Source organism: Dulcicalothrix desertica PCC 7102, assembly GCF_003991905.1.
GTDB lineage: Bacteria > Cyanobacteriota > Cyanobacteriia > Cyanobacteriales > Nostocaceae > Dulcicalothrix > Dulcicalothrix desertica.
In genome coordinates this window covers 1-15,188 of the sequence record NZ_RSCL01000001.1, presented here as the reverse complement: position 1 = coordinate 15,188, position 15,188 = coordinate 1, and the positions used below count along the sequence as shown (strand labels likewise).

General features: G+C 38.2%; 13 protein-coding genes and 2 pseudogenes. 7 read left to right on the top strand and 8 right to left on the bottom strand.

Going from position 1 to position 15,188, the window contains the following annotated elements; all coding sequences use genetic code 11:
* Positions 1-9: 9 nt before the first annotated feature.
* A complete protein-coding gene (locus DSM106972_RS00075; protein WP_127077688.1) occupies positions 10-468 on the bottom strand; it encodes a CAAD domain-containing protein in 459 nt (152 codons plus the stop codon).
* 263 nt (positions 469-731) lie between these two features.
* Between DSM106972_RS00075 and DSM106972_RS00070 the strand changes: the two genes are divergently transcribed.
* The 3 genes from DSM106972_RS00070 (at position 732) to DSM106972_RS00060 (ending at position 3,055) form a co-directional block, all read left to right on the top strand.
* The gene (locus tag DSM106972_RS00070; RefSeq protein ID WP_127077686.1) at positions 732-1,364 is read left to right on the top strand and encodes a pentapeptide repeat-containing protein; all 633 of its coding nucleotides are present in this window, start codon (positions 732-734) and stop codon (positions 1,362-1,364) included.
* A gap of 109 nt (positions 1,365-1,473) precedes the next feature.
* Positions 1,474-1,665, top strand: coding sequence for a hypothetical protein (locus DSM106972_RS00065; RefSeq protein WP_127077684.1), 192 nt, complete (start codon positions 1,474-1,476; stop codon positions 1,663-1,665).
* Between the two features lie 160 nt (positions 1,666-1,825).
* Positions 1,826-3,055 (top strand): sensor histidine kinase, encoded by a 1,230-nt coding sequence (locus DSM106972_RS00060; protein ID WP_233787857.1) that lies wholly within the window; start codon positions 1,826-1,828, stop codon positions 3,053-3,055.
* Between the two features lie 18 nt (positions 3,056-3,073).
* Here DSM106972_RS00060 and DSM106972_RS00055 read toward each other — a convergent pair.
* A pseudogene (locus DSM106972_RS00055) lies at positions 3,074-3,881 on the bottom strand (sigma-70 family RNA polymerase sigma factor); the annotation flags it as partial.
* A gap of 147 nt (positions 3,882-4,028) precedes the next feature.
* Here DSM106972_RS00055 and DSM106972_RS00050 point away from each other — a divergent pair.
* Positions 4,029-4,253, top strand: coding sequence for a hypothetical protein (locus DSM106972_RS00050; protein ID WP_127077682.1), 225 nt, complete (start codon positions 4,029-4,031; stop codon positions 4,251-4,253).
* Positions 4,254-4,261: 8 nt separating this feature from the next.
* Positions 4,262-4,453 (top strand): annotated as a pseudogene (locus DSM106972_RS00045) (DUF1345 domain-containing protein); the annotation flags it as partial.
* Here the strand turns inward: DSM106972_RS00045 and DSM106972_RS54695 are convergent.
* The 6 genes from DSM106972_RS54695 to infC form a co-directional block, all read right to left on the bottom strand.
* Positions 4,450-4,584, bottom strand: coding sequence for a hypothetical protein (locus tag DSM106972_RS54695; RefSeq protein ID WP_267901033.1), 135 nt, complete (start codon positions 4,582-4,584; stop codon positions 4,450-4,452). The pseudogene DSM106972_RS00045 and the gene DSM106972_RS54695 sit on opposite strands and share 4 nt — an antisense overlap.
* A 189-nt stretch (positions 4,585-4,773) precedes the next feature.
* Complete coding sequence (locus DSM106972_RS00035; RefSeq protein ID WP_127077680.1) at positions 4,774-6,258, bottom strand: argonaute/piwi family protein; 1,485 nt, start codon at positions 6,256-6,258, stop codon at positions 4,774-4,776.
* Positions 6,248-7,237: a hypothetical protein gene (locus DSM106972_RS00030; RefSeq protein WP_127077678.1), complete on the bottom strand. Its 990-nt coding sequence runs from the start codon at positions 7,235-7,237 to the stop codon at positions 6,248-6,250. The genes DSM106972_RS00035 and DSM106972_RS00030 overlap by 11 nt, the downstream gene beginning before the upstream one ends.
* Before the next feature lie 396 nt (positions 7,238-7,633).
* Complete coding sequence (locus DSM106972_RS00025) at positions 7,634-8,074, bottom strand: Crp/Fnr family transcriptional regulator (protein ID WP_019493536.1); 441 nt, start codon at positions 8,072-8,074, stop codon at positions 7,634-7,636.
* A gap of 35 nt (positions 8,075-8,109) precedes the next feature.
* Entirely contained in the window at positions 8,110-11,127 is a 3,018-nt protein-coding gene (locus DSM106972_RS00020; RefSeq protein ID WP_127077676.1) for an Npt1/Npt2 family nucleotide transporter, read from the bottom strand.
* 180 nt (positions 11,128-11,307) lie between these two features.
* A complete protein-coding gene (gene infC, locus DSM106972_RS00015; protein WP_019493538.1) occupies positions 11,308-11,841 on the bottom strand; it encodes a translation initiation factor IF-3 in 534 nt (177 codons plus the stop codon).
* Positions 11,842-12,330: 489 nt separating this feature from the next.
* Between infC and DSM106972_RS00010 the strand changes: the two genes are divergently transcribed.
* Complete coding sequence (locus DSM106972_RS00010; protein ID WP_127077674.1) at positions 12,331-13,269, top strand: alpha/beta fold hydrolase; 939 nt, start codon at positions 12,331-12,333, stop codon at positions 13,267-13,269.
* A gap of 50 nt (positions 13,270-13,319) precedes the next feature.
* Entirely contained in the window at positions 13,320-14,885 is a 1,566-nt protein-coding gene (locus DSM106972_RS00005) for a PDDEXK family nuclease (protein ID WP_127077672.1), read from the top strand.
* The last annotated feature ends 303 nt before the right edge of the window (positions 14,886-15,188 follow it).

Below are 15,188 nucleotides of genomic sequence, written 5' to 3'. Positions count from 1 at the left end.
ATTGAAAAACTAATTAATCTCTTCTTTTATCGAGTCAATTGTTCCAGATAGCTCTTTGCGCTTTGATTCGTTCTTGAGATAACGGTTCACAAACCAAGCACTATAACCAATACCAATCAGTTGGAAAGATTCTTTAAGCAATGGAAAAGTATTGATGGCGCCAACAACTGCTAGCATTATCCGCAGAGCAAAGACTGTTGCGACTAATGCACCAAAACTAATAAACAAAAACTTGTATTCGCTATAGAACCAAGCTGCATTATTAGGTAACTCTGCCAAAAAGTCAGAAATTTGGGCGCCGATTTTTTCTAAGTCGGTTTCAGTCTCGGTGGCAGGAGGCAGCATTGGACGGGTCGCAAGCTGTGAACTTCCTAACGCAGCAGTATTTTGAGAAATCTCTGAAATTTCAGAGATACTGTCAACGTACTCTGCCTCTTTATATTCTTGTGTTGGTAGTTGAGCTGTCATATGTGCCTCCTAGTATACTAAACAATGGGTTTTATTGCTTTAAATCAAGCTTTAAACCAAACTTGTAAAAATTTATTGAGCATTATTACTATTATTTGCACATTTCTAAAAAAAAATTAACTCAATCAGTCGGAGTAAGCTGCATATTTCTTCCGATGGATTATTACAATATAAAGAACTAGACATTAGCTGTATCTACCTTTAGAAGCATTTTACACTAAAAGCAGCACTATAAAATAAAATTGTCATCATAAAATTGCTATATGTATATACAACATTTTATTCAAAGCTTGTTAGGTCAAGCTCCAAAGCCTGTGTTACTATTCGATTCAGTCGAAAAAGCCAACGATATCGCTTTTATGCTCAAAGGCAAGTGGGATGGTTGCAATGGTGTGGTTATATACCCATGCGATGAAGTTGCGGTGAACACTGCTGCAAGTCTGCTCGAAACGTCATGGTGTTATCAAGGTGATGCAAAAGCTGTTATTGAGAGTTTAAAACCCTTAGAACTCAAAACTAGTTACGCAAGAGGAGAGCGAATTTTTATCAACGCTAACTTGAGATGTGCTGAACTTGTAGGCGCCGACTTAAGCGAAGCTAACTTCAGTTGCGCTAAACTAGATTGTGCGAATCTTAGTGAAGCTAATTTAAGCAAAGCCACTTTAACTGGGGCATCAGCGACCGAAATCAACTTAAAGCAGGCAAATTTGAGCGATTCACAGCTAATAAGAACGAATTTCAAACTCGCCAATTTGCAAGGTGCTGATTTGAGAGGTGCAAATTTGACTCACGTTTGCTTAGAAGGAGCTAATTTAACTGGCGCCGACTTTAGAGGAGCTAAACTTCAGTATACTAATTTAACTAACTGTAATTTGACCGATGCTGTTTTCGACTAACATATAAGAAATAAATATAGTGCATTTGTTCGGTTTTCCTGACAGTCAACTCACCCTAATTTAAAAAAAACTTCGTGACAATATAAATAGAGTTATATGGTATGTAATTATGTTCCCATTTTATTTTTGGAATAATTCCTGCTACAGCAGTGATACAATTTCCCGTAAAGCCCGCTTGGAGCGAAAGCTAAGTTTTCTGAAAACGATGCGTGATGATATTGAAACTAGATTAGCTGGTTTAAATGCTGCTATTGGCAACATAGAACAGCAGTTAAATCAAGAAGACGCGACTAGAGTATAGTTTTAGAAACCGGGTTTCTTGGGAAACCCGGTTTCTTTATGTAAAAAGAATATAATAAATGTTGAATTTACTCTGGTGCCGAATGGCAAAAACGATGCATGATAAAAGATAATGGTTTGTATTTATGTTATCTATGCATCATTTGGTAGAATCAACAAACGTGTCATTGATTTTAACGGGCGAGAATATAATCATAGCTTGTTGTTATTTAGCCATATCATCGGGAATTGCGTATGGTGTATGGCGTAACAGACATGCTGGGGTAGATCCACTTGTAATGGCAGTAGCAGGAATATTTTTTAGTTGTGCAATTGGTCATGGTATGCATGGTGCTGGGATGCTGGGACTACCTAACCCAATTGCTTGGCAAGCAGCAACAGATTTAGCGACGGTAATAATTGCCATATATTTTCTGAGTTTTTATCGAAGCTTTGATTTGTTAGCACGCTTCAGTCAAATATTTTCTTCTCAAGTCGAGCTTGAAAATAAAAATGAAATTTTAGAAGAAGCAATGCGGAAATTACAGCGTACTCAAAGCCAATTAATACAACAAGAGAAAATGTCTAGTTTAGGGCAGTTAGTGGCAGGTGTTGCACATGAAATCAATAATCCTGTAAATTTTATACACGCTAATTTCGATTATATGCAGGAATATACTCTTGACATGCTCGGATTTGTGGAGCTTTATCAAAAATATTATCCGACACCAGTCGCAGAAATTAGCGTGCGAGCAAAAAAAATTGATTTAGAGTTTATCAAACAAGATTTGTTCAAAATTCTCAACTCGATGAAAATAGGTACTGAGCGTATCCAAGAGATAGTGCTATCGCTGCGTAACTTCTCACGTATGGATGAAGCGGAATTGAAAAAAGTAAATATTCATGAGGGAATTGACAGTACATTGTTAATTTTGCAGCATCGTTTTATCGCTAGTTCAGAAAAGTTAGAAATAGAGATTATCAAAAACTATGACACCATTCCAGAAGTAGAGTGTTATCCAGGACAATTGAACCAAGTGTTTATGAATATTTTATCAAATGCGGTTGATGCTTTAGAAGAAACAAATCACAAACGAAAAAAGCAAAATATAAAGGGCAATTCAAATAAAATTACAATTAGCACCTCCATAGTGGATTCACAGTGGGTAGAAGTAAAAATTGCTAATAATGGACCAGATATTCCCGAACATCTACACCAACGTATTTTCGACCCATTTTTTACTACAAAACCCGTTGGTAAAGGTACAGGTATGGGAATGTCTATCAGCTATCAAATTATTACTGAAAGACATCAAGGCAAGTTAATGTTTACATCAATGAGTGGCGCCGATACAGAGTTTATAATCCAAATTCCCATTTGTCAAAAGTCTCTTGCGGCGCTACGAACTTGATAAAAATTAAGATTTTAACTAGCTTGCTAAATAACTATGTAATCTATACTTGTACCTTTTTAAAATTTTGAAAGCTTGTTGCTCAATTTGTCTAATTCGTTCTCGACTCAACCCCATATGTTGAGCAACTTGAACTAAAGTTTGCTCTTTTCCATCGGCTAAACCAAAACGTAATATCAATACTTCGCGTTGTTGTGGGTTAAGAATTTGCAATAAAGTTTGAATTTCTTGATATAATAATTCGCGCTCAGTATATTCTTCAGGAGGTGGAGCGCTGTCTTCTTTGCATATCACGCAGTTCGGTATCTTGTGCGGCGCCTATTTTAATATCTAAAGAAATTGGCTGACGAATTAAAAGTAAATATTCACGAATTTGACTTGGCTCTAGGTTTAGAGCTTCGGCAATTTCAGAAATAGTAGGTGTATGTCCTAATTGTTGAGATAGTTCTCTTTGAATTTGCTTAATTTTATTTAATTTTTCAGTAATATGAATTGGTAGGCGAATATCGCGAGATTTTTGTGCTATGGCGCGTGTGATACCTTGACGAATCCACCAATAAGCGTAAGTAGAAAACTTATAACCTTTTTCCGGGTCAAATTTTTCAACTCCCCTTTCTAAGCCCAATGTGCCTTCTTGAATAATATCAAGAAAATCCATATTCCGACGCTGATACTTTTTAGCAACTGCCACAACCAAACGCAGGTTGGCTTCAATCATGTTTTGCTTGGCTTTTTGCCCTTGATTAATTTGACTCAGCAGTTCTTAAGTACTAATATTTAGATATAACGCCCATTCTTCGTCTGTAGGTAGGCGCTTATTTTCTTTAAGTGTCGAAGATAGTGTGTTACTCATGATATCTTAGCTTGAATGAGGATGCTGTCTATCTTAAGAACACGGTATTACGTTGTTATGTCAAAACATTGAAGAAACGATGTAAACTCACAAAAAAACCAAGAAGCGCTTCTCAGAACGATGTTTTTATCATCAAACGGTGCGTATTGTGGAGTTAGGTTTGGCGACCCGTTAGCATTTTTGATGGCACAAGCAGCCTTTGGACATCGTTCTGCGGCTGGTGTAGACTTACATAATTGGAGATTACATTTTATTCGTGGCGCCTTTGGTTCGATAAACTGGAATAATTACACGCTCATCGTGATTACGAAGAAAATCCAGACCAAGAACAAAATAATGGCTTAGATTTCCCCGAAGAAAAACAACCAGATTACTGGGACTTCATGTCTTTTTCTTTCATCATAGGAATGACCTGTCAAGTATCAGACGTGCAAATAACATCACGTTCAATGAGGCGATTAGCATTAACACATGGTATATTAACCTTTTTCTTCAACACAGTAATTTTAGCTTTAAGTATCAATATCATCGCTGGTATAATTTAAACTTTTATAGAACTATTAGGAAAATCTTCACATGGCGCCAAAATTCCTAGAGGATAAATCAGATGTAAATATATCCTCGCTTGTAAATCTTCACACGGTGCCAAAATTCCTGGAGAAAAAGTCACATCCACGTATATTTTCTAATACTTTATGTCACTTATGAAAGGGGTGGACACTTAACTCGGACTTTCTAATAGCTATGGTCTACTCAAAAAGATTTTCGACATCTCGCGCACTGTGGAGTACCCGCATTACTTCAATACCATCATCTATTAAGCAATAAAATATAATGTTAGGACTTACACCTATAAATAAACTACTTAGGGTGCATCAAGATAGATAAGCTTCTTAGCTTTATGAGACCAACCACAAAACTGTAGATCAGTATATGAGAGACGAGCAAGTCCGTTTGCCCATTGAAGTGGAGCAGGGAGACGACTGGGTTGGTAAGAGAGAGTAGCTGAATGGCACAGAGCAGTAAGCAACGAAGCTATTTCTAATGGGCTATGTCCATTAGGGTTGATTGATGTACGGAATTTTACTGCTGTTGTTAGTATTCCATATTGCGGTGAAATACAGGGGTATAGGGCGGTGAAATCTGACCCCTCAAGCAAAATTGTTGTACCTGGTTCGGGTTCTAGTGGCGCACAATGGATTAAAGGAGAGCCAGATTTTGAGTACTCAATCAGCGTAAAATTAGGGTTGAGCATAGCTTCATAATAAGAGTTTGTTGATTCGTTATGTGGTCTAAGTCCATCACGTATAAGATAAATATGCCGATTAGGCGCCAATAATTCTGCTTGGGAAGTAATCCAAGATAAACCCTCACAAAGCACTTGTTTTGAAAGTGTTTCATCTTCGTTCTTTCTAGCTCGCCAATGAGCCTGTAATATACCCTCTGGGCTAGTGAGTGTAATTGCTAAAACTTTTCCCTTGTAGTAACCACCTCTACCCATATCAAGTCCAACAAACCAACTATCACGGAAATGAGGAAAGTTATCGGGTTCTGTAACAAAGATGCTCCCGTTAGCTTTTGCGAGGATAGCAATAGCAAGACCGTGCCTTGAATAGAGAGGGTTTGATGTAGTTGAGCAAAGTTGGAAAGCTGCTTTTTCAGAATCAAGGTATTTCAACCGATTTATAATTGTGTCAGGTGGACGAACTGCTGCACCAGTAGCACTGACAGTACCAGAAAGAACCCCAAGCCTCACAGAAGCTGGTATAATAGCCTTGCCAGTTTTGACTGCATTCAACAAGTTTTTTGATAACCCTGAATTTTGAACAATCTCAGCTAGGGAGAGAGAGCCATTACCAAAGTAGTAACGTATGTTTGTGGCAGGATGCGCTTCTGTGTAATCGCTGTAATGTTTAAGCTCTGTCTGATTAAGAGAATAATTGAAAAACTTTATTAATTTCTCAATACCAGCAATCATTTGCTGGTGGCGCAAAACTTCTGGATACTTACCTTTAGTAAAAAGCTCGTCGGTGGAAAAGAAGGTTGGAAACTTTGACCCAGGCTCAAAAACTAGACGGGTGAGAGAAATACCAACTAAAGTACCTTGTTCGGTTCGTCCAAAGGCTACTCTTGAAAGCTTATAGCCATTGCGACATGTGTACTTAGAGCCTGGAACCTTTATTTCTGGCTCTTTTGGGTTCCAAATCCGTAGTGATGTATCCAGAATATCATAGCGGTAGGGGCAGTGTACTGTCTCAAGGCATTTTTCAAGCACTTCTCTCCAACCATCTGGGCGTAAAATTCCAGGCAGTTGGTAACATTCCCAAATTGAGGTGCCTTTATTCTTCATTAGAGTCCTCTGCTTCTATCACGACCTTTGACCAAACTAAAGCAAGGTTAATCAGATACAAAATTGATCTGCTCCACTGCTCCCATTGCTCGGAGTCATAAGAATGTCCAAAGCGATTACGATGAGTATTCAGGTTAAAAAGGATTGGTATCGGTCTATCTACTGGGTCACTTTTGTCAAAGAAAATTAGTTCTTCATGTTTAGCTTTATCAATAAGGGCACCAAATCTTGTATTAGGATTCTCATCTCCCACAAGCTTACCCAGTTGCTTTTTAAGGTATTCGTGAGTATTTATAACAAAAACTGTCGGTTCTCTAAGAGGCTTGTATTTATTTATCCAGTCGCAAAATGACTTCTGCTGACCCGAAGTAAAGCAGGCAATTGTGATAAGTGCTTTTTCTATCAACTCGATTTCTTTTTGCTTGGTTGGGTCAAGCTTGTCAGGAAGTACCTCAACTATATGAGTTTCTACTGATGGTTGGATAGGCGCCTCAAATTTATTAAGTATCTTAGTCGCTTCTTCTTGCGTCTCACGCAGTTCTTCAATAGTACGACTTTGGTTAGCTGCTACATCTTTAAGTGATTCAAGCATGACTCGGATGTGTTCAAGCTCGCTCGAAATCTTGCCTTGTGAATCACTACTATCTTCAAGCGAAGGTATTTCTTCATCTTCAAGAAACTGGTCATCAAACTCATAATAGTTTGATTTTTTAGCAGGCGCCTTGATATCAGCAGGACGTTTTGTTGGTGGCCGCCGGATATTAAAACTGTCGGCATCCTTCTGAAACTCTTCTAAAAGGGCTTCAAAGGTAGTCGCGTTTTTAGGATAAACCCATGCTTCACGATTTCCATCCCATTGCCGTCCTGGAATTTTCTTTGCACGCTCACGATTTCCAGGATGAATTTGAACTAGAAAATGTGTATTATCCTCTGAAACCTTGATTGGACCTAATTTTCCAGGGTTAAAACTTAAAACCATATTTATATCAAGACGAATAATATTTGAATAAGCAAAAAAATATAGCGCGATAATTAAAACGCGGTAAAAGCGAAAAGTAATATTCTGTCATGATATACAAAATATTTTTATTTGAGAATTGTGGATATTACACAAATAGTGAAAGTAAAATTACTTAAATATGTTTTTTACAGCATTGTCTAAATATTTAATGTTGGGTTTTCCTATCATAAGCGGATATCCTAGCATAAAGGAAAACTACCCTGCGGGAAAACTGCGCCCTTCGTTTCTCAGCATGACATGAGATGCTACCCTGCGGGAAAACTGCGCCCTTCGTTCGCGACTCATGACAAAAGTATAGATTTTACCCGTTTGCAGTATACAACATCCGTTACATCCGTTATATCCGTTGCCAGTTTATTCTTCGATTCCAAATTCATTAATAACAGCATTTAAATCGCGTATGCGACGTGAGAGAACGCGAATAATATTTAAAGCAATTTCGGGTGTTTCTTCGATAGCGTCGTGTAATTGTTCTTGAGTTAATTCTAAACAATCTGATTGTTCGAGGGTTGTTGCAGTAGCAGAGCGAGGTTGAGCGTCAAAAACTGCCATTTCTCCAAAGGATTCACCTTGAGGAAATACAGCAAGTTGTCGGTCTTCGATATGAACTTTGACGCGACCAGAAACTACTATAAACAGTGAACGTCCTTCTTCTCCTTGTCGAAATATTGTATGATTGGCGCCAAACGACCATTCGTCCATAACAGAGGCAAGACGAACAATAAAATCATCGCGTAATTCTTGAAAAATCGGAACTCGACGAACGAATAATAAACGGTCAACGCTGGTTAACATATTAATATATTGGCTTAGGTTTACTAGTGGTTCTTTTAAAGATATTTTTGAATTAACTCTTTGACTTGTGCTGCTATTAAAGGATGGGGGTCTTTTTGTAACTGTGGTAATAGTTCAATAAGTATACGACGTGAAGCTATATTTAGATAACAAATAGCTGCTTCACGCACAAAACTAGTGGGGTGACGTAAGTTTTCAATTATTTGCTCTGTGGTCAAACGAATATGTGCAGCAGAAGCAAAATGAAAACAACATGCTAAACACCAGTCAGATAGTGAGTTTTCGAGAGTCAGTAAATGACGAATTCGGTCACTGACTACCATTTGCTCGTATTTACATATTTTTGCTTCCATTAAAGCTTGAAGTTTTTGCTCTGGGTGACGTTTATCTAAAATTATTAGCAGTAGCGATTTATTGGGTAATGTAACTGTATGCTCTAGTATTTCTAAACCCCGCGCTAGGTTTTTTGGTGATTCTGATAAAACATTGAATGCTGCCGCTTGGATTGTATCTTGAGAATAAAGTAGCTTTAAAAACAAAAATAATCGCTCCTTGATATCTAATTCTAAATCGAGTAACGCACGCTGTAACAATTGGCATATATCCATTACTTTACGACTAGATAGATAATCGGTAATAAATTCGCGTGTTTTATATTCTAAATAATTTGCGTATACTTCACCTTGTGTTTCTAAATCTCTGTACGCAGCATATATCTCACTTAAAAAGGCTATTTCCTCATCGATTAATCGTTCTACGTGAGTTTCATACGATTTCTCGACTAAACTAGAAATTCCTTCTTTTTCATGTCGCTTCAGTAAGCTACGAAGAATACGGTCGCGGTCTTTACCATTCGATGTTTCTAAGCTTTTCCATAACGTATCCATTGCTTCCCACGTCGGAATTTCTCCTATTGTTCGCCATGCATACATTCGCACTATTTCTGGTTTATGCGGATTTGTCGCTAAATCCAGTATTAATGGTAATCCTTCGTTTTCGAGTTTGACGATAGCACGCATCGCACAAGTGCGCGTTGATTTATAGTAAAGTCCACCTAAAAGTGCGGGGTAGTAATCTTCTAATCGTGTTGCTGCTATCATTTCTAGCACAGCACGACGCACCCGCAATGATTTGTCTTCTAATAAGTTTGGAATTAAAAGCCGTAACGTTTGTAAATAAACTGCTGCGTTTAATGCTCTGACTGCATCTACTCGTTCACGTTCACTCGAACTAGTTAGCATTGCTTTGAGTGTGCGAGTACCTGCGACTTTTTGCTGCGTTGTTCCTTGACGCAATAGTAATGCTGCGGCAGTTGCGCGAATGATGGGATGTTCTTCGTTGAGAAATTGTTCGAGCTTACTTAAGTTGGGATTATCTTCTGCTAGCCAAACATAACGCAAGACTAACGCGAATGTTTCGGGGTTTACCTCGGTTTCTGATTGTTTGAGTAGTAAATTGACTTGTGGTACGTATGTTTTTGTCGCACCTGCATCAAGCATTGCTTCTAAAGAAGATATTTGTAGCGTGCTTGGTAGTTTGGTTAATAATGGCGCCAGTACTTCTGCTGCTCCTTGTGGGTCAATAGTAGCTAACAATTCAATACATGAACGTTTATCACTTTCGCTACCTGATTCTTTTAGTGCTTTGACCACCGCTTGTTTAAATGTACGCACGTCAACATCGGCACCTGTTAGTTTACCCCTTCCTGCACTTAACACCAACAAGTCAACATAAAGTGACCGTAGTATCCAAAGTAGCCCTAAAGTTAGGAGTGCGACAATTGTTGTTTCAGCTACTAATGCCCAATTTTTTGCTAACGGAATTCGGTTAGCCCCGATAAAAAGAGTAATTAAAATTACAATACCTGCGATACCTGTACCCCAAGCTTCAGCAATACCCCCCGATAAGGTTTGTACACTCGAACGAAATTTATCAGGAATTGGTTGAAATAGCAGAGGACTACCACTAACTACTAATGTGTAACGCAGTAGTTCGTCAAAAAACTTCAAAATTACTAAACCCCAAAAAAAGTGTTGCCCTTGTGTAATTGGCAGCAAACTCAATGATGTAATCGATAAGGGTAGTAAAACCGCAATACAAATTGGTAAAGTTGCTGTGGCAAAAAAGACTCCAAACTTTTCGAGGACTCGACTGGATACAAATAACTGCATCAATAGTTCGCAGACCCCAGTCACCCCGCTAAATATCCCTAAAAAGCTTGCTATCTCTTGACCACTATAATTTGTTTCGATTTGAGTTAAATATTGAAAGTCGATTAATATATTAATTATTTGTAATAATCCAAAAAAAGCAAATAAGAACAGTGAGTAGTGTCTGAGCTTACCAGAAAGTTGTGGTCGTGCGCGTCCTTCTTTTGAAGCTACCTTTTCAGGTTCGGGAAATGAACTTTTTTGTTCGCTGCTTAAATAACGGAGGATTAAGGCGCCTGCGATAATAAAAATTGCCGAAACGGGAATGATAATATTTTTAAGTCCTACGAATATCAACAGCAGTGGCAAACTAAAACCGCTGAAAATATCCGCAACCAATAGTCCACTACTGATTATGGGGTATGCTCGCTTAATTTCACGAATATTAAAGATGTGATTGGCAGCAATAGAAGTGTTGAGGTCGTTAAGCACATAAAACGCATCAACCCATAACCGTAATAGAAATACGGTAGCTACAGCAAGAGTTGGATATTCTAAACCCACACGCAGTACTATTAGCGGTATGAACATGCATGGTGCAATTCCCGCTATTACGTAACGCAAGGAAAACATTTTTTGCAAACGGGAGTAAAAAAAAACGAGTAGCGTACCCATTACGGCACTGGCAAGATAAATTAAAGGCAACCAACTGGCGCCATACTTACCCAAAAACAGCGCTACAGTACTATCTTCTGTCCAACGTAACCCTACGGATGTTGTGGTATAAAAAGCCAACATTAGCCACGTGCGTCTACTCTCCTCTGGACGCAAATTTACAATCGCCAAGATTTGCTCATTTAAGTTTTTACCTAACCCTTTAGCCGACCAATGATTGAGTTCCATGCATTTGTACGAAAGTGGTGAGCGTCACCCAAGTGAACGATAAACGAACAGAACAATTGTTCGTATAGACAGCACTCACGACAAAAGTCCTGAGCTACTGAGTATTATTTTTCCCACTCAGCGCTCAGGACTATCATGTTTTATGTAAATTTTTGGTAATCGTGCAATTGAATAACGCTATTATTTTTTTGGCGATATCAGCATCATCATGTTCCTACCCTCTTTTTTGGGCATTTGCTGCACTTCACCAACTGAGTCTAGGTCAGTTGCCATGCGCTTTAGCAGTTCTTCTGCCAAGTCGCTGTGTTGAATTTCTCGACCCCGGAACATGACGGTAGCTTTTACCTTGTCCCCATCTTTCAAAAAGCGCTCTGCTTGCTTGACGCGCACGTTATAGTCATGCTCTTCTATCTTGTAGCGCATCTTGACTTCTTTAACATCAGCAGTATGCTGTTTCTTCCTCGCTTCCCGCGCTTTCTTCTCTTGCTCAAACTTGTATTTGCCATAGTCCATAATACGGCATACAGGCGGTTCGGCTTTATCTGAGAGAAGCACTAGGTCTAGCTCTTTTTCTTCTGCTAGTTGTAATGCTTCATTGGGTGTTAAAATTCCCAATTGGGCGCCGTCGGTATCAATGACCCGAATTTTTGGGAAGCGGATCCGTTCGTTAATTTGGGGCAGGTCGCGACTTCTTCTTTTTTCAATCACAGCCATTTATGATTTGTAGGAGCTATTTGCTAAGATTTTGGTTACTATCCGAATGTGTACATAACAGTCAAAGCTAAATACCTTCGATAATCAAAGCTTTCTAAACAATAGAAACCTCTGTTCCGAGTTTAGCTAATTCACAAACAGGTGCGTTTGCGATAACTTTATTTAGCTATACTTGTTATTCTACTCACTCCAACCCAATTTCTGTCAAATTGTTAACCCTTATTACAAAATGTCAGTCTTCATCTACTATTCTAACAGCTACGACCCGCTAATTTATCAAGCTTTTTATCCGTAAATATACTTAATATTTCCGCTGACAATTTTACTGATAGATACCATAAGTATTATTAATAGTGCCTCAACAAAGTATGTTTTATCGGTATTTGCAAACATACACCGATTAATTTACTTAGAATAGATTTAGTAACTGGTAATTATGTCTCTTCAAACTTAAAACTGTTTACAAAATTTAACGTGCGGGAGGTGTGGATGGTACAATTGACGTGGCAGCAAAGAGTTGGGGCACAGCGCGATTGGGTTTGGCGGGGATGGCAAACTCGCTATACATATATTCGGGGTTTACAAACTGGTTGTGATTCTGTACCCATCATTCTTTTACATGGTTTTGGTGCTTCTATTGGTCACTGGCGCCAAAATTTAGAGGTATTGAGCGAGCATCATACAGTATATGCCCTTGATATGTTGGGATGGGGCGCCTCTGTGAAAGCACCTGTAAATTACAGTGTTAGTCTTTGGGCTGAACAAGTATACGACTTTTGGCAGAGTTTTATTAATAAGCCAGTGGTGATAGTGGGAAATTCGCTAGGTTCGTTAGTTTCCATAGCTGCTGCTGCTGCCCATCCTGAAATGGTAAAGGGTTTAGTAATGATGAGTTTACCTGACCCATCATTAGAGCTTGAAGCTATTCCGCCATTTTTACGTCCAACTGTTGCCACAATTAAAAATTTTGTAGCTTCACCTTTGTTTCTTAAGCCTTTGTTTTATTTTCTGCGTCAACCAGGGGTGTTACGTCGTTGGGCAGCAATTGCGTATGCTAATCCAGAAGCGATTACTGATGAATTGATTGATATTATTGCGGGCCCTACGCAAGACAGAGGCAGTGTTCGTGCATTTACTGCTTTGTTTAAGGCCTCGATTGGCGCCAATTTTAGTCCTAGTGTTAAAGCTATTTTGCCGACTTTAAATATACCAATGTTGTTGGTATGGGGGAAGAAAGATAGATTTGTGCCACCTGCATTGGCGCCGATATTCGCGCAGTACAATAGTAATTTACAGATACTTAACTTAGAGAATGTTGGGCATTGTCCCCATGATGAAAGTCCGGAGGAAGTAAATCAAGTGATTTTAGACTGGATTGATAGAACATTAGTTCTAGTTACGTCAAGTTCTGTAATGGAAGAATGCTAGCCTGGATTGCTTGAGAGTTTGTATCGTAGAAGTGAAAATAGAATCTTACAATGCAGCCAAAATCCTTGAAATCTACCCTAGCGACTTTTTCTGTAACTTTTGGTTTCGGAGCCGTTGCAGCTTTTTTGTCACCTTCGTTTAAAACTGGTGCAGCAGTATTTAGTAGTGCAATTGCTAGCGCAGGTATGGCTGTACTGAATATTCGAGAAGACAAACAAAACGAACGATTGCTTCGAGAGGTTAAACGTTTAGCAACAGCCTATGCGAATTTAGAATTAAAGGTAGAAAATTTAGAGAGGTTTTATCAGCTTCAAAGTAGTAATCAGCTTGTAGTTAACCCTGTTAATTCGATATTAACTTCATATACACCTCCAATTATTGCAGCAACAGGCGCCGATAAATTAATAGCTGAATTAAATAGATTGAAGGTTAATTTAAGGTTGCCTTACAAGCAGTTAGAGAAAGATGATTTATTTGATACAGCTATTTTTATGGGAGATAGCTATCCTGCATTAGCTTTAGTGTATCGAAAGATGAAAGCGAGTATAAGCGGTGACATGCAGGGTGGTTTTTCGTATAAATTATCTGGCAGTGAGGATAATGATGAGATATGTTTACGTTTTAGAGCCATTTTAGAGAGTAAGGGGTTATGGACTTCTAAGTATATTAAGTCTGAGAAAAGGATTCGGTTTCAACCACATAGTGGAGATACAAAGGTTAGAAGTTTTTTTGAGGGAGGTTGGTTAGAAAAGTTTGTTGTTTACAAAATATGTAGTTTGCTTTCACTGCATGGTATAAATTTTGAATATTTAATTAATCCTCATGTGAGTTATTCTTTTGAGGAGTCGAAGTATTATGAGCTTGATGCTTTATTTTTAGTTGATAATCAATTAATTTTGTTTGAAGTCAAAACTGGTGATAAAAGTAATGTATATCTTAATCAAATCAATGAACATTCTAAACGCAGGCGCCTAAATCTTTCTAAAAATCGAGCTTTTTTGGTTACATTATCATTAACTGATAGTGAGACTGAGGACTGGAATCGAAATAATAATAATATTACTGTAGTTAATCTGAATAACTTAACAAATTGTTTTGCGAATAGTTTGGGGTTAGTTACTACTGAAGAATCAAAAATACAAGCTTCTATATTTAGCACAGAAGAATTATATACATTTTTGAATCACAAAAAACTGCGTCCTTCACCAGAACACCGTTTGAATGTGATTACAGAGTTAGTCAGCACGATAAAATCCCTTGAGGAACCATTAACTTTTAATGAAATTAGAAATAAAATTGCTGAAAAGTTACAGATATCAAAAGCGTTAACAGAAGAAATTTTACGTGCTATTCGACGTTCTAGTTGTTTTGTTAATGCTGAGGGAGGATCAATATCCCAGTTTACACAGTTGAGTGAGCCAATAAAAGGTTTATTATTTGAAGATATTTCAGTTTTAGATAGTAAATGTATTGAGACTTATGCTTCTACAGTTGTAGCTGAGTATCCAAATTATTTTAACAGCTTACAGAATATTAAAATCTTTGAAGAAACTGTTGGCGCCGAAGCTCCTGATATAGAAACAATCAATCAACTCAAGCTTAGAAATATCAATTAATCATCTTGTGGAACATCTTCATCTTGTGGAACGGGCATCCTTGCCCGTAATATTCAGAGGTGTATGCTAGATTTTTACCACAGAGACACAGAGTACACAGAGGTAAAAATTCAAACAAGCGCTTATGAGTGGCGCCAATAGAACTCGCTTAAGCTTGAAAAACAAGAATAAGTAGGTGGGTCTAAAACAAAAACCTCCTCTTATATGCAAGAGAAGGGTTTTGTTTGTATTATTGCCCTGGCACCGAGCAATTGTTGCAGGAGACAACTCTCCAACTATCGTAGCCGCTGCGGCGTTTCACAA